Origin of the sequence: Nocardia bovistercoris (assembly GCF_015674855.1) — a bacterium.
In the GTDB taxonomy this organism is placed as follows: domain Bacteria; phylum Actinomycetota; class Actinomycetes; order Mycobacteriales; family Mycobacteriaceae; genus Nocardia; species Nocardia bovistercoris.
In genome coordinates this window covers 171,675-188,522 of sequence record NZ_JADMLG010000011.1, presented here as the reverse complement: position 1 = coordinate 188,522, position 16,848 = coordinate 171,675, and the positions used below count along the sequence as shown (strand labels likewise).

The window sequence follows — 16,848 nt, the reverse complement described above, 5'->3', positions numbered from 1 at the left end:
TGACTGTGGCATAAGGTGTTCGGTGTACCGAGAGTTTGGTTCACGCCAAGTTTTATTGGCGATCCCCGCGCCCCGAATCGTGTCGCGGATACTTCGGATTTTCTTCGCAATTGTCGAAGCGGAACTTCGTTGATCGCGGGCGCCGCGGCCTCCGACACTGGTGACGCGCACATCGCAACAGTGGATCCGCCGGAAATGCCCGCGGCGTCGGTCCAGGGGGTGCGCGGGGTATCGACCAAGGATGGGACGCAGCATTGAGTTACCGCACGCTCGGCAGGACCGGTGTCAAGATCAGCCAGTTGACTGTGGGCGCGATGAACTTCGGTTCCCGCGCGACCGCTGATCACGACGAGGCGATCCGAATCCTGCACCGCGCCTTCGACGCCGGGATCAATATCGTGGACACCGCCGACGGCTATTCCCAGGGGGAGAGCGAGATAATTGTCGGCAAGGCATTGAAGGGGCGCCGCGACGATATCGTGGTGGCCACCAAATTCCACAGCCAATGGGGCGACGGGATCAATACCAGGGGCAGTTCGCGGCGCTGGATCTTCCAGGAGGTCGAGAATTCGCTGCGCCGACTCGATATCGACCATATCGATCTGTATCAGCAGCACAAACCCGATCCCGAGGTGGATATCGCCGAAACCGTCGGCGCCCTCGACGATCTCGTGCGTCAGGGCAAGATCCGCTACTACGGCACCACGACCAACGAACCCCACCTGTTGGTGGAGGCGCAGTGGGCCGCGGCGCGCGACGGACGCAGCCGCCCGGTCTCCGAGCAGGCGCCCTACTCGATCCTGGCACGCGGTGTCGAGCGCGCCACTTTGCCGGTGGCGCGGAAGTACGACCTCGGCGTGCTCACCTGGAGCCCCCTGGCGGGGGGCTGGCTGTCGGGCCGTCACGTGGAAGGCGACGAGGCGCCCGCGTCGGCGCGCGCGGCCCGCCAACCCGACCGCCACGATCCGGCGCTGCCGATCAACCGCACCAAACGCGAGATCGCCATCCGGCTCGGCGATCTGGCGCGCGCGGCCGGGCTGAGCCTGCCCGAGCTGGCGGTGGCGTTCGTCCTGAACCATCCCGCGGTCGACAGCGTCATCATCGGCCCGCGCACCTTCGAGCACCTGGAGAGCCTGCTCGGCGTGCCCGACATCGTGCTCGACGCCTCGGTGCTCGACGCGATCGACGAGATCGTGCCGCCCGGCGTCACGCTCAACCGCGCCGACGAGGGCTGGCTGCCGCCGTGGCTGAAGGAGTCCGAGGACCGCCGCCGCCATGGTTCGGCGCGGCCGACCGCCACCCTGCCCACCGCCGCCCTCGCGGGCGTCTGACCGATCGGGAGCGAGCCGATGTCCGGACAACCGCCGCTGCACCTGGGCGTCAACTGCCCCGGCCACGGCTCCTACCGCAATGCCTGGCGTCGCGACGGCATTGATCCGCTGGGCACCGCCAACCCGGATTTCTATGTGCGCGTGGCGAAGACCGCCGAGCGCGGCCTGCTCGACGCGGTGTTCACCGCCGATGTGCCCGCGCTCACCCCGGGCTGGGAATCCGAGCCGCAACGCGCGACCCTCGACCCGATCCTCGCGCTGACCGTGGCCGCCCAGCAGACCGAATACGTGGGCGTGGTGGCCACCGTGTCCTCGACCTGGCATCACCCGTTCAACCTGGCGCGCTCCATCGCCACCCTGGACCGCATCTCGCGCGGCCGGGCCGGTTGGAACGTGGTGACCAGCTACAACCCGCTGGTCTCACCCAACTACGGACTCGACGTCCTGCCACCCAAAGCCGAACGGTACGCCCGGGCGGGGGAATTCCTGGACGTGGTGCACGACCTGTGGCGCACCTGGTCGCCGGACGCCATCGTCGCGGACAAGACGGCGGGGCGTTACGCCCGCGCCGACGGGGTCCGCCCGATCCGACATCGCGGCAAGTACTTCGCGGTGACCGGCGGCGGTCTCGTGCCGCCGTCCGAACAGGGCGTGCCGGTGGTGTTCCAGGCGGGCGGCTCCCCGGACGGCCTCGACCTGGCCGCCCGCTACGCGGACGCGACCTTCGTGGCGGCGGCGACGCTCGACGCGGCGCGCGAGTACCGCACCCGCCTGGACGCGGCGTCGTCGGGAGTGCGCACCCCGGGCCGCGGTCCGGTGCTCGCGCTACCCGGTCTGGTCGTGACGCTCGGCTCCACCGACGAGGAGGCGCGCCGCCGCCGCGAGGAACTGAGCGATCCGGAATCCGAGGCGGCCACGCTGGCCATGCTCGCGCAGCGCCTCGGCATCGCGGCCGAAGAGATCGACCTGGACGCGCCGCTCGCGCTGGACGCGGCGCATTTCGAGACTCAGCGCCACGCCACCTCGGAGGGATTCCTGCGCTCTTTGGCCTCGCTGGGCGAATCCGGGCGAACGGTGCGCGAGATCGTGCGCGACGGCATCGGCCATCTCGTCGTCACCGGCGGGCCGAAAACCGTGGCCGACACCATCGAGGCGTGGTTCTCGACCGGCTACGTCGACGGTTTCAACCTGATGTTCGACGTGATCGAGGAACGCTTCGACCCCTTCGTCGACGAGGTCGTCCCGATTCTGCAGGAGCGCGGGCTGTTCCGGCGCCGCTACCACGGCGCCACCCTGCGCGACCACCTCGGGCTGCCCATCCCGACCTGGTAACCCATCCACCCGCCACCCGAACGAGGAGTTTCCGATGGTTCACATCGTCGAATTCAGTCCGGTCTTCGCCGAGGCCGCCGACGAGCGGTACCACCACGTCAACGGCATCTGGAACGCCCGCGAGCAGACCGAGCGCCTGGCCCGCGAGCGCGGACACGCCTACGTGCGCCCCGAGGACGGCGGGGTCACCGTCGAATTCGCCGACCGGGCGCTGCTGGAGGCCGACGCGCTGATCCTCGCGCCGACCGTCGCCACCGCCGCGGGCATGTGGCAGCCCGCCGACGGTGCAGCGGCCGGCCGGGTGCTCGGGCACCGGGTGCTCGACCGGATCGCGGCGGCCCGTCCCGACCTGCACATCGTGCTGGTCTCGCATTTCCTGGTCGGACACGGTGTGGCGCACCGCAACGCCAAGCCGAACACCTGGAGTCTGCGCGCGCTCGAGGCGCATCTGCGCGCGGGACCCAATCCATGGACGATTCTGCGGCCCACCTGGCTGTCCACCATCCACGACCCGTCGTACCAGACTCGGCTGACCGGTGACCGGCACGCCGACGGCCTGGTCAGCACCGACAGCGTCGCCGCGACCGTGCTCACCGCGATCGAACACCGCGAGGCCGCGGCCGGGCGCACGGCGGCGATCTTCAACCTGAGCATCCCGGAGACCGGCGCCACCGATCTGGTCGCCGAATTCACCGCGCTGGAGCGGGATTTCGAGGCCGAGCTCGCCGGGGTGACCGAATGAGCCTGCCCCCGGGTCAGCACGAATGGGAGGCCACCTTCGGACACGACGAGTTGGGTCGGCCGGTGCCGCCGCGCAGGCAGCTGCTGGTCGTCGCCGACCTGGCCGACGCGCCGAGCGCGGCGGGGGCGGCGCATCTGGAGGCGGCGCTGTCGGGGCTGGAGAGCCGTTTCCGCTACGGACCCGACGGTCTGCTCAGCACGGTGGGCTGGGGCGGCGCGTGGTTCGACCGGCACACCGAACATCAGGGCGTGATCGCGGCGCCCGCGCGCATGTCGCGCTGGGAGGACCCGGTGATCGAGACCCCACATGCGGTGTTGCATTTGGCCAGCGATCATCTCGACATCCTCGACGAGGCGTTCGACACCCTCTTCGGCGAGGGCGCGCGCGCCCAGGGACAGTATTTGAAGGTGCAGCAGGTGCGTCGCGGATTCGTCGGCGCAGGCCTGCCGAGTGACGCACTGCCGGAGTTGAAGATCCCGCGGAATTCGCCGCTACTGTTCGGTTTCCATTCCATCCATCGCGGCAATCAGGCCACCGAGGCGTCCATCACCATCGGCACGGGTCCGCTGGCGGGCGGCACCACCGCCCACATCAGCCGGATCGTCCTCGACGTGGGGCGCTGGCACGCCCGCGACCGCGACGAACAGGCCGCTCTGCTGTACGCGCCGACGGTCACGGCCGCCGAGGCCGAGCAGTTCGCCGACGACGCCCCCAGCGATTACACCGACTACGAGCAGACCGTGCGCGAACACGGCGTGGTCGGACACGCCCAAGCCGCCGCACGCGCTCGGGTGAACAACGTGCCGGTCATCAACCGGCGCGATTTCGCCACCCTCGACGACGGCCTGCCCGGCACCCACTTCGTCGCCTTGCAGCGAGAACTGCGCGATTTCAACAACACTCGCGCGATCATGAACGCCGCCGACGGCCCCGGCTACCACCGGTCGGTCGGCGCGCGCAGGCGCAACGGCATCAACGCCTTCTTCGACGTGACCCACCGCGCCACCGTCGGCATTCCGGCGCGCGCGTCGCGCGCCTACCCGCATCTGAGGAGTTGAGCGATGACCGTTGTGAACGAGGGCGTCGATGCCGGACTCGACCCGGAATCCGTTCGCGCGCTACGCGAAATCCTCGAAGAGCCCGCGCTTCCGGTCGCGACCACCGCGAGCGGACCCGGCCCACGAGTGGCCGCCCTGCGCGAGGCGCTCGACCACCTCGGGACCGTCGGCGCGCTCGCGGTCACCTCGGCCGAGGCGGGCGCGCGGCTGCTGCGCGCACTGGCCGACCTCGACGCCGAACTCACCGAGATCGTGCGCGGACACGTGGAACTCACCGCCGTGCTGCGCACCGCCGAACCAGGACGAGCCAGGAACACCGTGCTCGGCAACACCTTTCGGGGCGATCTGCTGACCGCGGCGGTCGAGGTCCGGCGCTGGTCGTGGACCGACGGCACGCCGCCGAGTCCGCACGCCTCGCTCGGACGCGCCGACGGCGAACTCACCGTCGGACACTATCCCGGCCTCTACGACTACATCCTCGCGTGGGAACCCGGTACCGGAGCGCTGATCGCGGTGCCCACCTACCGCGACCGGATCTCCTGGGCTCCGGACGGCCCGAACACATGGGTTGTCCGTCTGGCCCACACCACTTTTCACCAAGACGACCTGATCCCGATCGACCGGCGCCCGCAAGCGCTCGGCGGCGAGCCCGCCCCACCGGAAGGACACTGATATGCCCGCACCGACACTCGTGCGCAGACTCGCGGCGGTCGCGGCCGGGTTGATCCTGGTCACTTCCGCGGTCGCCTGCGGCGCGAACGGTGGATCGGGTGCGGGAGGCGGCGGGCAGCCGCGGTCCGGCGGCGACATCATCTTCCTGGAGAACGGCGAATTCGCCGGCTTCGCGCAACAGGACCTGCGCACCTGGCAGACCTCATCGGTCGCGGTCAACCTCTTCGACCGGCTCGTCTACCTCGATCCCGAGACCGGGAAACTCGCGCCGTGGCTGGCCACCGCGTGGACGGTGAACGACGCGGCCACCGAGATCGAGCTGACGCTGCGCACCGACGTCACCTTCAGCGACGGCTCCCGGCTCACCCCCGAGGTCGTGGTCGCGAACCTGAACCACCTCGGCTTCGGCGACACCGCGCGCGGTATCACGCCCTCGCGCCCGCAGTTCGCCCGCTACGCCGGATCCGAGCCGATCGGGCCGGACAAGGTCCGCATCCGCCTCAGCGCACCGGACACCGGATTCCTGAACAACCTCGGCGATCTGCGGCACTCCATCGTGGCGGCCTCCACATTGGCCCTCGGCTACGAGCAGGCGTCCGAACTGAAGAACGCCATCGGCAGCGGACCGTTCGTGTTCGCCTCGGAGAAACCGGGCAGCGAGATCAAGATCGTGCGCCGCGCCGGCTACAACTGGCCGCCCGGCACCGCCGACCACACCGGCGAGGCGTATCTGAACTCGATCACTTACATCATCTCGAGCGAGGGCGCGTCACGGACCGGCCTGCTGCTGTCCGGGCAGGCGCACGCCGCGCGCGACGTGCTCATCACCGACGAGAAACAGTTGCAGAAGCGCGGTTTCCACTATTACGGCGCGCGTCCGTTCGGCGGCGTCCGCGATCTGGAGATCAACCCGAGCGCTAATCCGGTGATCGCGGATCCGCGGGTGCGGCAGGCGATCCTGCACGGCATCGACCGCAACGAACTCATCACCGGCGTCTACAACGACAACTGGGTGGCGGCAAAGGGATTGGTGCAATCCAATACGCCCGGTTTCGTCGACATCGGCGCCGAGTACGGATTCGATCCGGCGCGCGCCAACCGGCTGCTCGACGAGGCGGGCTGGACGGCCAAGGGCGCCGACGGCATCCGCACCAAGGACGGCGCGCGGCTCAGCTTCCGGGTGTATCCGGAATCGCAGTGGGTGGTGCCGATTCCGGACGCCGAACTGATCGCCATCCAATTGGCCCGCGTCGGTATCCAGTTCGAGATCGTGAAGGTGGATCGCTCCACCTACAACGCGCAGGTGGCGAAGCCGGACAACCCGTTCTCGTGGGGTCACACCACCGCGACCGATGTCAACCAGCTGTGGAATCGCTACCGCTCCAAGGGACTCGGCGGATTGAACGACCCGGCCTTCGACCAACTGCTCGACACCATCAAGGCCGTGCCCGTCGGACCGCGCCGCACCGAGGCGGTCGGCGCCGCGCAGCGCTACCTGCTCGACAACGCCCTGATCGTGCCGCTGCAGGAGACCCAGCAGTCGTTCGTGACCGCGCCGAAGTTGCAAGGCTTCGTACCCGAGACGCTCGGCCGGTCGTACTTCTACGACGCCTGGCTCGACGACTGATTCCCGATCACCCTCTTCCAGTAGGAGTTCCGACCATGACCGCATCCGCCCGACCACGACCTCGGACCGCCGCGCTGCCCGCCGCGCCTTCGATGGTCGCCGGGAGCTGTCACGGCGTGCGACGATGGGCGGGACCGGTGCCGTGAACCGCCCGATCCCGTCCTCGTACGGCCGCTACTGCCTCGGCCGCGCGGGACAGGGGCTCGTGGTGCTCGCCCTGTCGTATCTCGTGGTCTTCCTGCTGCTGTTCTTCCTGCCCGGCGACCCGATCCGCGCCCGCCTCAACGATCCGGAATCGAACTACTCGCCCGAGCAGATCGACCAACTGCTCGCCTACTACGGCCTCGACGAGCCGCTGTGGGTGCAACTGTGGCATTCGGTGCACAGGCTGGCTCGAGGGGAACTCGGATATTCGCTGAGCACGGTGGAACCCGTCGGCCGCCGGATCGCGCAGGCGCTGCCGTCCACCCTGGAACTGGCGACGGTGACGGTCGTGTTCGCGGCCGCGCTGGCGCTGCTGGTTGCGGCGGTCGCGGTCGCGGCGCCGTGGGAACCGCTGCGGCGCGCGGCGACCACGATCCCGGCGGCGCTGCTCTCGGTGCCGACCTTCGTGATCGGCCTTCTCGTCCTGCAGGTGTTCTCCTACAACCTCGGCCTGTTCAGCACGCTGCGCGCCGACGGCTGGACCGGGGCGATACCCGCCGCGGCGGTACTCGCGCTCCCGGTGTCGGCGCCGGTGACCCGGGTGATCATCGAGAACGCCCGCGAGGTGAAGGCCGAACCGTACGTGACCTTCGCCCGGTCCAAGGGCCTGCCCGAGATCCGACTGTTGCTCGCCCATATCGCGCGTCCCTCGGCGTTGCCGGGGGTGACGATGGCGGGACTGGCGGTGGCCGAACTCGTCACCGGCTCGGTGATCGTGGAGGCCATCTTCAACCGGCACGGCATCGGCTCGGTCATCGAAGCGGCGGTGTCGAGCCAGGATTCGCCGGTGCTGCTCGGGGTGGTCCTGTTCGCGGCGGGCGCGATCGTCGCGGTCAACCTGCTCGTCGACCTGCTCTATCCGCTCCTCGACCCGCGGCTGCGCGATCGCGTCGCGGTCGACTCCCACGCGAAGGTCACGCCATGACGGCCACCGTACCGGTCGGCGAATCCGACACCGTCGCCGCGCCGGGACGGTGGGACGCGCTGCGCCGCAGGCTTTCTCCGACCTCGGCGGCGGCCTTCCTCGTCATCGCCGTGATCCTGCTCGCCGCGCTCGCCCCCGACCTGCTCAGCACCAACGACCCCTATCGCGAGCACCTGGACGAGGTACTGCTGCCGCCGTCGGGACAGTATCGGCTCGGCACCGACTACCTCGGCCGCGACATCTACTCCCGCGTCGTGCACGGCACCGGCATGTCGGTGGTGAGCGCACTGCTGGCGGTGGTGATCGGCCTGGTGGTCGGGTCCGCGATCGGACTGGTGACCGGGCACTACGCGGGCGGGCGCCTGGAATCGGTACTCATGCGCCTGATCGACGCGCTCATCGCGATCCCGTCGCTGCTGCTATCCATGGCCATCGTGGTGGCGCTGGGGTTCTCGACGGTGAACGCGGCCATCGCGGTCGGCGTGTCCTCGGTGGCGGTGTTCGCGCGCCTGATGCGTTCGGAGGTGCTGCGCATCGAGAGCCTGCCGTATCTCGAGGCCGCAGGACTCCTCGGGGCGCGAGGGCGGGCCATGATCGTCTCCCACATCCTGCCCAACGCGTGGAGCAGCGTGCTCGCGCTGTCGGTGCTGCAATTCGGCGCGGCGATCATGTCGATCGCGGCGCTCGCCTTCCTCGGCTACGGGGATTCGCCGCCGTCGCCGGAATGGGGCGTGCAGGTCGCCGAGGGCAAGAACTACGTCTTCGCCGCGCCGTGGATGGTCGCGGTGCCCAGCGTCGCGATCGTCGTGACCGTCGTGGCCTTCAACCGGCTGAGCGCCTTCGTCAAGGAGTTGAGCACCGATGAGTGAATCCGTTCCGCTGCTGTCGGTCGAAGGACTGACCGTGGCCTACCGCCATCGCGGGCGCGTGCGGCCGACCGTGACCGACGTGTCGTTCACCGTGCCCGCCGGGAAGGCGGTCGCGCTGGTCGGGGAGTCCGGGTCGGGGAAGACGACCATCGCGAACACCGTGCTGCGCCTGGCCGCACCGACCGCGGTGGTGCGGTCCGGGCATATCCGCTTTCGCGGCGAAGCGCTGCTCACCGCGCGCGACCGGCGACTGCGGGAATTGCGTGGCAACGAGATCGCCTATGTGCCGCAGGATCCCGCGAACTCGCTGAATCCGGTGCGCACCATCGGCAGCCAGTTGCGCGAGACCCTGCGCGTCACCGGCGCGGCCGAACCGAAGCAGATCCCCGAACGGGTGACCGCGCTGCTCGCCGATGTCGGGATCGCGCGGCCCGCCGAGGTCGCGCGGCAGTACCCGCACCAACTCTCGGGCGGCATGTTGCAGCGAGTGTTGATCGCCTCGGCGATCGCCGCGCGTCCGGCCCTGCTGGTCGCCGACGAACCGACCTCGGCGCTCGACGTCACGGTGCAACGCCGGGTGCTCGACCTGGTCGATCGGCTGCGCGCGGAGCTGGGACTCGGCGTGCTGCTCATCACCCACGACCTCGCCGTCGCCCGGCAGCGCTGCGAGGAACTGGTCGTCCTCGAGCAGGGCCGGGTCCGCGAAGCCGGGCCGACGGGGACGGTGCTCGACGACCCGCGCAGCGACTACACCCGCCGCCTCGCCGCCGATGTGCCCGCGCTGAACCCGGACAGGTTCGCCGCCGCGACGCGGGTGAATTCGACGGTGCGCGAACAGGAGCCGACGCGGACGGTGATCGAGCTGGTCGACGTGACCAAGGTGTTCCGGCGACCCGGCGCCCAGGGATCGCTGACGGCGCTGGACGCGGTGAACCTCACCGTGGCCGCGGGCGCCACGCACGCGATCGTCGGCGAATCCGGTTCCGGCAAGACCACGATCGCGCGCCTGCTGCTCGGACTCGAGCGACCGACCTCGGGACGCGTGCTGCTCGACGGTAAACCGCTGGCCGACGACTCCGACGCGGCCATGCGCGCGGTCCGCGAGCAGATCCAGCTCGTCTACCAGAATCCGTTCGTCTCCCTCGATCCCACCTACAGCGCGGCGCGCGCGGTGGCCGAACCGCTGCTGCGGCACGGCATCGGCACGCGCTCTTCGCGGGCGCGGCGCGCGAGGGAACTGCTGCACCTGGTCGGGCTGGCCGAGCACACCCACGACAGCCTGCCCGCGCGACTGTCGGGCGGACAGCGCCAGCGAGTGGCCATCGCTCGCGCGCTCGCTCTGGAGCCGAGGGTGCTGGTACTGGACGAACCGACCAGCGCGCTCGACGTCACGGTTCAGGCCCGCATCCTCGAGCTGATCGTCGACCTGCAGCGCGAACTCGGCTCGACCTACGTGCTGATCTCCCACGATCTGGGCGTGGTGCGCCAGATCACCGACACCGTCACCGTGCTGCGGCACGGCGTCGTCGTCGAATCCGGTTCGGCCGCCGCCGTTCTGGACGCACCCGCCGACGACTACACCAGGGACCTCATCGATTCGGTGCCCGGATGGTCCACCGCCGAGGGCCGCGTCGCGGTCCCGGCCTGAAGCACGACACCCACCACGGACAGGAGACGAGGATGTCAGCACACGACGCTACCGGGAACGGGGCACCGAGACCGGTGACCGATGCCGAACTCCTGGAACGGTTCGGGCCGGTCTTCGAGCGGATCGCCGAGGGCGCGCTCGACCGCGAGACCACCCGCCGCATACCGCTGCGCGAGGCTGGTTGGCTCGCGGAGCTAGGCTTCGGCGCGCTGCGGGTGCCCGTCGAACTCGGCGGCTCGGGCGTCACCCTGCGACAGTTGTTCCTACTGCTGATCGAACTGGGCGCCGCCGAATCCAACCTGGTCCAGGCGCTGCGCGTGCACTTCCGATTCACCGAGGACCGGTGGCGCGAGCGCGACACCGAACGCGGGCGGCGCTGGCTGGCGCGGGTCGCCGATGGCGCCATCGTCGGCAACGCGAGCAGTGAACGATCGGGCAACGTGCGCGGACAGACCAACACCACCCTGCGTGAGGTGGATGGGAAGCTGCTGCTCAACGGCGTGAAGTACTACAGCACCGGCAGTCTGTACGCCGACTACATCTCGGTGGCGGTCGCGACCGCCGAAGGGCAGCGTTCGGCCGCGATGGTGCGCAGCGACGCCGAGGGCGTGCACCTGCTCGACGACTACACCGGATTCGGTCAGCGCACCAGCGCCAGCGGCACCTCGACCTTCACCGACGTGGTGGTCGATCCCGGCGAGGTCATCGCGTTCGAGCCGAACTTCGCGGGCCAGACGGCGATCGTGCAGCTCGTGCACCTGGCGACGCTGGCGGGCATCGTGCGCCGCGCCGTGGACGAGACGGCCGGATTCGTGCGCCGCCGCAGGCGTTCCTACAGTCAGGCCAGCGCCGACCTGCCCCGCGAGGATCCGCAGGTCCAGCAGGTGCTCGGCCGCGCCGACGCGGTCGCGCACGCCACCGCGCAGATCGTGCTCGGCGTCGCCGCGTCCCTCGACCGCGCCGTCGACGCCAGGTTCGCGCTGCGCACCGCGCCCGAGGAGCAGCGCACGGACGCGGCCGAAGCGCGGGTGCGCGCACTGGAACTGGAGGCCGAGCTGAACGTGTACCGGGCGCAGAGCACGGTGATCGACCTGGCATTGCGGACCACCACCGAGATCTTCGAGGTGGGCGGCGCGTCGGCGCTGGACGAGAGCCTGCACCTGGATCGGCACTGGCGCAATGCCAGGACGTTGGCCTCGCACAATCCGGTGATCTATCGCGAACGCCAACTCGGCGACCACCTGCTCAACGGCGTCGAACCGTTGAACCAGCCATCGGTGGGCGAGGCGCCGGGACTGCCGGAGGTACTGCCGGAGGCCGGGCCGCGACTGGTCGTGGTGCCGTGAGCCGGTGGGCCGCCGCGACGAGGTCAGGACGCCGCGAGACCCGCGTCGGCCGTCTCGTCGTGGCGGCCCTCGATGCGCTCGCGCGCCAGTTCGCGCAGCGTGCGCAGCACCAGCGACACGGCGGGATTGCGCAGCGCGCCCTCGCGGTGCACGGCGGTCACGGTGCGGCCGTCGAATCCGGCGGTGTCGACCACGATGTGGCGCAGCGCGGCGGGCACCGCGAGCCTCGGCACCAGGGCGACGCCGACGCCGACGGCCGCGAGCTGGCACATGTTCGGCGCGCCGACCACCCGGTGCTCGACCTGCGGGACGAATCCGGACTTCTCGCCGAGCCGGACCAGCGCTTCGGCCAGCCCGGAATCCTGCGGCCCGGTGATCCAGGACTCGCTGGCCAGCGCGGCGGCGCCGCCGGTGCGGATCCGCGCGTGCAGGCGGCGCGGGGCGAGCAGCACCAGTGGGTCGTAGCCGAGTTCGTGGCTGTGCAGTCCGGCCAGGGACGCGTCGGCGCGGAAGGTCAGTCGCGAGGTCAGCGCGATATCGATCTCGCCGTGGCGCAGCGAACGCAGCGAACTCGGACTGTCGGCCTGCAGTATCCGTAGTTGCAACTCGGGCTGTTCGCGCCCGAGCCGCTCCAGCAGCGGCGCGGCGAGACTGGCGATACTGGTCTCGAATCCGGAGATCGCCACCCGCGCCGCGGCGCGCTCGTGGGTGACCGCGACCGCGCCGATCGCCTCGTCGACCACCCGCAGGATGGTGCGCGCGTGTTCGACGAGCACGTCACCGCTGGTGGTCAGACGCAGGGTGCGACCCGCACGGCGGAACAGGATCGCACCCACCTCGTCCTCGAGGATGCGCAACTGGGCCGACACGGCGGAGCTGGTGATATTGCGGCGCTCGGCGACCGAGGTGAGGGTGCCGAGTTCGGCGAGGTCGCACAGCAGCATGAGGCGGCGGAAGTTGAGCATCACAGGTCCTCGGTACTCAGGAGCCGAGGAAGGGGTCGCCCTCGAGGGATTCGGACTCGCGGCCGTCAACCCCGCGCGGCACGTCGCCTTCGATGGTGACCCGATAGAGCACCCGGTCGTGGCCGAGATGGCCCGCGTCCGGGATGGCCAGGTGCGAGGTGGCGCGGTTGTCCCAGAACGCCACGCTGCCCGGCCGCCAGCGGAATCGCACGGTGTATTCGGTGCGGGTCGCCTCCTCCCACAGCGCCTCGAGCAGGTGCGAACTCAGCCGGGGGCCGAGGCCGCGCAGGTTCTGGGCCTTGCGGGTGAAACCGGGGCTGACGAACAGCGCGCGTTCTCCGGTCTCGGGATGTACTCGGACTACCGGGTGGAAGGTGCGCAGTGGCTTGCTGTCCACCACGGCGGCGCGGGCGCTGCCGCTGGCGGCGCGGTTGTCGAAGGTGTGTTCGGCGTCGAGGGTGTCGACGAAATCGCGCAGCCGGTCGGGCAGGTTCTCGTAGGCGGCGACCAGATTGGTCCACGCGGTGTCGCCGCCGTAGGGCGGCAGGATGTCGGCGCGCAGGATGGAGAACGCGGGCGGGTTCACCAGCGCGGTGACGTCGGTGTGCCATGAGTTGTCATAGGAGGTGCGCTTGCGGCCGTACAGGTTGGTGTAGCGTCGGCTGTCGATCGGCAGGATCTCCGGGAAGCCCTCCGGCGGATTCTCCTCGTACGGGTGCGCGGGGGTGAGCTTCCCGAACCGGCGCGCGAACGCGATCTGCTCGGCGTGACCGATGCTCTGGTCGCGGAAGAAGACGACCTTCCAGGTCAGCAGTGCCTGTCTGATCCGCGCGATCACCTCCTCGGAGAGATCGTCCGCCAGGTCGACGCCGCCGATCTCGGCGCCGGTGTAACCGGACAGCGGCTCGACGGTGAGCGTCGAGGCGGATTCGGAGTCCGTGGAAATCGGTTGTACCGCAATACTTGTCATCTGACCTACCACCTGATGTCGTGCGGGAGAAGACGCGAGCTCAGCGTATGTCCGCGCGTGCGGTGCGGCGCGTATTGCGATCGGCAAGATTGCCTACAGCTTTCGTGAAGTTCGCCTTGATCGAGCCCGGATGTCGGCCACGACGGTGAGATTCTCCACATTGCGGCGGGAAATCCTGCGACACGCGCTTTTTCGGCGCTTTTCGGCGCGACAAGGAGACCGGTCGGCGCTAGGCTTGGCCAAGCCGATAACGGTGTATTTGCCGAGCCAAGGGGTTCGAATGACAAATGCTGTTCCCCAGCCGGTGTCCCTGAGCGATGATGCCGCCAGGACACTGGCTAATGCTACGAAGTCCGTTCCGCAGATGGAGTCGATCAGCCCTCGGTGGTTGGTGCACCTGCTGAACTGGGTTCCGGTGGAAGCGGGTATTTACCGGCGTAACCGGGTTACGCACGAAAATACTGTGGACATCAAGTGCGACAACCTCGATGAGTCCCCTCTGCCGGAGACTTTCGTTGACTACGAGCGCGACCCGCGCGAGTACCGCCTCAAGGCGGTGCACACGATCATGGATGTGCACACTCGTGTTTCGGATTTGTATTCCAGCCCGCACGATCAGATTGCGCAACAGTTGCGGCTAACGATCGAAGCTATCAAAGAGCATCAAGAAGGAGAGCTGATCAACAGCCCGGACTACGGGTTGATCGCCAATACGGCGGACAAACAGCGAATCTCCACGGTGGCCGGACCGCCGACTCCCGACGACCTGGACAATTTGATCACCAAGGTGTGGAAAGAACCCGCTTTCTTCCTCACCCACCCCAAGGGAATCGCGGCTTTCGGACGGGAATGCACCCGGCGCGGTGTCCCGCCGCCGACGGTCAGCCTGTTCGGATCGCAATTCATCACCTGGCGCGGCATTCCGATCATCCCGTCGGACAAGGTGCCCGTCGAAGGCGGGAAGACGAAATTCCTTCTGGTCCGCACCGGCGAATCCCGCCAAGGCGTGATCGGGCTCTACCAGCCGGGACTGTCCGGCGAACAGGGGCTCGGACTCTCGGTCAAGTTCATGGGCATCGACCGCAGCGCGATCGCCTCCTACCTGGTGTCGCTGTACTGCTCGCTCGCGGTGCTCACCGACGACGCGGTGGCGACACTCGAAGGCGCCGAGGTGGACAAGTTCCATGACTACGCACCCAGCTACCGGAGCTGAGCCGTTGGGCGCGGCCGAGCGGGCCGAACACGCTGCGGCGGCCGGTCCGTTGCTGCCCGACGAGGCGGCCATGAACCGGCTCGCCGCGCAGATCTTCGCGGCGCTGCCCGGCGCGCCCGGTGTCGCGGCGCTCGCGCCCGATGCTTCCGCGCCCGCGCCCGATACCTCGGCGCCGTCGTCGTCGCACTCCGGCGGGGCCGCGCCGCCGGGTGGGCCGACGCCCGAGCCGACGGTGCCCGGTCGGGACGCCGGGGGCGCGGCGGCGCCCGCGAATGCGGTTCCGTCATCGGCGCAAGCCGTCGCGGTGAAGGCGTACACGCCGGAACCCTTCGTGGCGTCGCGGTCGGACGGAAATGCGTCGCGACCGGAAGCGCAGGTACCCGCGACGGACGGGAGCGCACTGCGCTCCGGCGGGTATTCGACGGTACCGCTGGGATATTCGCCTGCATCGACTCGCCCGACGGATCTCGGCGCGGCCGATCCGATGGACGCCATCGCTCCCGTGGGCGATTCGACCTCGTTCGCGCGGGCGTTCACACCGCCGCTGCCCGCGGTGGAGGATCTGCTGCCGTCCCCGCACGGGGTGCCCGCCACGCCGCTGAGCTCGATATCCTCGGCGCCGAGCTTCTATTTCCTGGAGCCGCCCGCGGTCTCCGCACCGCCGTCGTCGCCGTTCTATTTCCTCGGCGCCGACACCGCGACGATCGCCCCCGATCCGCGGCCGCCGTTCGACGTGTACGCGGTGCGTAACGATTTCCCGATCCTGCGCGAACGGGTCAACGGGCATCCGCTGGTGTGGTTCGACAATGCCGCCACCACCCAGAAGCCGCGCGCGGTCATCGACCGGCTCGCCTATTTCTACGAGCACGAGAACTCCAATATCCACCGCGCGGCGCACGAACTGGCCGCGCGGTCGACCGATGCCTACGAGAACGCGCGCGATACCGTCGCGCGGTTCCTCGGGGCTGGGTCGTCGGAGGAGATCATCTTCGTGCGCGGGGCCACCGAGGGCATCAACCTGATCGCCCAGACGTGGGGGCGCGCCCATATCGGCGAGGGTGACGAGATCCTGATCTCGCACCTCGAGCACCACGCCAATATCGTGCCGTGGCAGATGTTGGCGGCCGAACGCGGCGCGGTGCTCAAGGTGATCCCGGTGGACGACAGCGGGGCGTTGCTGCTCGACGAGTACACCCGGCTGCTGTCGGATCGCACCAAGATCGTGTCGGTGACCCAGGTGTCGAACGCGCTCGGCACGCTGACACCGGCGGCCGCGATCGTCGACCAGGCGCATCGCGCGGGCGCGATCGCGGTGATCGACGGCGCGCAGTCCGTCCCGCACACCAGGGTCGACCTGCGTTCGCTCGGCGCGGACTTCTTCGTGTTCTCCGGGCACAAGCTGTACGGCCCCACCGGGATCGGCGCGGTCTACGGCAGATCAGAAGTGCTGCGGGATCTTCCGCCGTGGCAGGGCGGCGGGAACATGATCAGCGATGTGACGCTGGATCGTTCGCTGTTCCAGCCGCCACCGGGACGGTTCGAGGCGGGCACCGGCAATATCGCCGACGCGGTGGGGCTCGCGGCCGCGATCGACTACGTGGAGCGCATCGGCATCGAGAACATCGCCCGATACGAACACGATCTGCTGGAGTACGCGACGCCTCGGCTGGCGGCGGTGCCGGGTGTCCGGTTGATCGGCACCGCACCGGAGAAGGCGAGCGTGATCTCCTTCGTGATGGCCGGACTCGAACCGCTCGAGGTCGGCAAGGCGTTGAACGAGAAGGGGATCGCGGTGCGCGCCGGGCACCACTGCGCGCAGCCGATCCTGCGTCGGTTCGGACTCGAGGCGACGGTGCGGCCGTCCTTCGCGTTCTACAACACCTGCGAGGAGATCGACCGCATGATCGCGACTCTGGAACAGTTGTCGCGCACACGCGGCTGATCCG

At 69.3% G+C, this 16,848-nt stretch carries 14 protein-coding genes; 12 read left to right on the top strand and 2 right to left on the bottom strand.

All coding sequences use genetic code 11. From position 1 onward, the window contains the following. Positions 1-254 precede the first annotated feature (254 nt). From IT779_RS25160 to IT779_RS25115, 10 genes are all read left to right on the top strand, one after another. Entirely contained in the window at positions 255-1,331 is a 1,077-nt protein-coding gene (locus tag IT779_RS25160) for an aldo/keto reductase (protein WP_198428900.1), read from the top strand. 18 nt (positions 1,332-1,349) lie between these two features. Then, positions 1,350-2,663 (top strand): NtaA/DmoA family FMN-dependent monooxygenase, encoded by a 1,314-nt coding sequence (locus IT779_RS25155; protein ID WP_196151875.1) that lies wholly within the window; start codon positions 1,350-1,352, stop codon positions 2,661-2,663. 34 nt (positions 2,664-2,697) lie between these two features. Beyond that, on the top strand, positions 2,698-3,405 hold the full coding sequence (locus IT779_RS25150; RefSeq protein ID WP_196151874.1) for an NAD(P)H-binding protein: 708 nt from the start codon (positions 2,698-2,700) through the stop codon (positions 3,403-3,405). Next, positions 3,402-4,463 carry a DUF7405 family protein gene (locus IT779_RS25145; protein WP_196151873.1) on the top strand — a complete coding sequence of 354 codons (1,062 nt, stop codon included), beginning with the start codon at positions 3,402-3,404 and terminating at the stop codon, positions 4,461-4,463. Before IT779_RS25150 ends, IT779_RS25145 begins: the two co-directional genes overlap by 4 nt. A gap of 3 nt (positions 4,464-4,466) precedes the next feature. Continuing rightward, positions 4,467-5,135, top strand: a complete 669-nt coding sequence (locus tag IT779_RS25140; RefSeq protein ID WP_196151872.1) for a hypothetical protein — start codon at positions 4,467-4,469, stop codon at positions 5,133-5,135. A 1-nt stretch (position 5,136) separates the two neighbouring features. Beyond that, positions 5,137-6,762, top strand: coding sequence for an ABC transporter substrate-binding protein (locus IT779_RS25135; protein WP_196151871.1), 1,626 nt, complete (start codon positions 5,137-5,139; stop codon positions 6,760-6,762). A 124-nt stretch (positions 6,763-6,886) separates the two neighbouring features. Continuing rightward, entirely contained in the window at positions 6,887-7,891 is a 1,005-nt protein-coding gene (locus tag IT779_RS25130; protein ID WP_196151870.1) for an ABC transporter permease, read from the top strand. Further along, a complete protein-coding gene (locus tag IT779_RS25125) occupies positions 7,888-8,760 on the top strand; it encodes an ABC transporter permease (RefSeq protein WP_196151869.1) in 873 nt (290 codons plus the stop codon). Before IT779_RS25130 ends, IT779_RS25125 begins: the two co-directional genes overlap by 4 nt. Continuing rightward, a complete protein-coding gene (locus tag IT779_RS25120) occupies positions 8,753-10,408 on the top strand; it encodes a dipeptide ABC transporter ATP-binding protein (protein ID WP_196151868.1) in 1,656 nt (551 codons plus the stop codon). The genes IT779_RS25125 and IT779_RS25120 overlap by 8 nt, the downstream gene beginning before the upstream one ends. Before the next feature lie 32 nt (positions 10,409-10,440). Then, positions 10,441-11,754 (top strand): acyl-CoA dehydrogenase family protein, encoded by a 1,314-nt coding sequence (locus IT779_RS25115; RefSeq protein ID WP_196151867.1) that lies wholly within the window; start codon positions 10,441-10,443, stop codon positions 11,752-11,754. 23 nt (positions 11,755-11,777) lie between these two features. Here IT779_RS25115 and IT779_RS25110 read toward each other — a convergent pair whose 3' ends face one another. Together IT779_RS25110 and IT779_RS25105 are read right to left on the bottom strand one after the other, a co-directional pair. After that, a complete protein-coding gene (locus IT779_RS25110) occupies positions 11,778-12,719 on the bottom strand; it encodes a LysR family transcriptional regulator (protein ID WP_196151866.1) in 942 nt (313 codons plus the stop codon). Positions 12,720-12,735: 16 nt separating this feature from the next. Next, positions 12,736-13,689, bottom strand: a complete 954-nt coding sequence (locus tag IT779_RS25105; RefSeq protein ID WP_198428899.1) for a TauD/TfdA dioxygenase family protein — start codon at positions 13,687-13,689, stop codon at positions 12,736-12,738. Between the two features lie 280 nt (positions 13,690-13,969). Here IT779_RS25105 and IT779_RS25100 point away from each other — a divergent pair, with 280 nt between their 5' ends. Together IT779_RS25100 and IT779_RS25095 are read left to right on the top strand one after the other, a co-directional pair. Then, entirely contained in the window at positions 13,970-14,902 is a 933-nt protein-coding gene (locus IT779_RS25100; RefSeq protein ID WP_196151865.1) for a family 2A encapsulin nanocompartment shell protein, read from the top strand. Then, the gene (locus tag IT779_RS25095; RefSeq protein WP_196151864.1) at positions 14,874-16,844 is read left to right on the top strand and encodes a family 2A encapsulin nanocompartment cargo protein cysteine desulfurase; all 1,971 of its coding nucleotides are present in this window, start codon (positions 14,874-14,876) and stop codon (positions 16,842-16,844) included. The genes IT779_RS25100 and IT779_RS25095 overlap by 29 nt, the downstream gene beginning before the upstream one ends. The last annotated feature ends 4 nt before the right edge of the window (positions 16,845-16,848 follow it).

Excerpts from the sequence above, each read along its gene's own strand:
- IT779_RS25115 (WP_196151867.1), top strand. The coding sequence starts at position 10,441 with ATGTCAGCACACGACGCTACCGGGAACGGGGCACCGAGACCGGTGACC.
- IT779_RS25150 (WP_196151874.1), top strand. The coding sequence starts at position 2,698 with ATGGTTCACATCGTCGAATTCAGTCCGGTCTTCGCCGAGGCCGCCGAC.
- IT779_RS25120 (WP_196151868.1), top strand. The coding sequence starts at position 8,753 with ATGAGTGAATCCGTTCCGCTGCTGTCGGTCGAAGGACTGACCGTGGCC.
- IT779_RS25130 (WP_196151870.1), top strand. The coding sequence starts at position 6,887 with ATGGGCGGGACCGGTGCCGTGAACCGCCCGATCCCGTCCTCGTACGGC.
- IT779_RS25095 (WP_196151864.1), top strand. The coding sequence starts at position 14,874 with ATGACTACGCACCCAGCTACCGGAGCTGAGCCGTTGGGCGCGGCCGAG.
- IT779_RS25125 (WP_196151869.1), top strand. The coding sequence starts at position 7,888 with ATGACGGCCACCGTACCGGTCGGCGAATCCGACACCGTCGCCGCGCCG.
- IT779_RS25135 (WP_196151871.1), top strand. The coding sequence starts at position 5,137 with ATGCCCGCACCGACACTCGTGCGCAGACTCGCGGCGGTCGCGGCCGGG.
- IT779_RS25140 (WP_196151872.1), top strand. The coding sequence starts at position 4,467 with ATGACCGTTGTGAACGAGGGCGTCGATGCCGGACTCGACCCGGAATCC.
- IT779_RS25155 (WP_196151875.1), top strand. The coding sequence starts at position 1,350 with ATGTCCGGACAACCGCCGCTGCACCTGGGCGTCAACTGCCCCGGCCAC.
- IT779_RS25105 (WP_198428899.1), bottom strand. The coding sequence starts at position 13,689 with ATGACAAGTATTGCGGTACAACCGATTTCCACGGACTCCGAATCCGCC.
- IT779_RS25100 (WP_196151865.1), top strand. The coding sequence starts at position 13,970 with ATGACAAATGCTGTTCCCCAGCCGGTGTCCCTGAGCGATGATGCCGCC.
- IT779_RS25145 (WP_196151873.1), top strand. The coding sequence starts at position 3,402 with ATGAGCCTGCCCCCGGGTCAGCACGAATGGGAGGCCACCTTCGGACAC.
- IT779_RS25110 (WP_196151866.1), bottom strand. The coding sequence starts at position 12,719 with ATGCTCAACTTCCGCCGCCTCATGCTGCTGTGCGACCTCGCCGAACTC.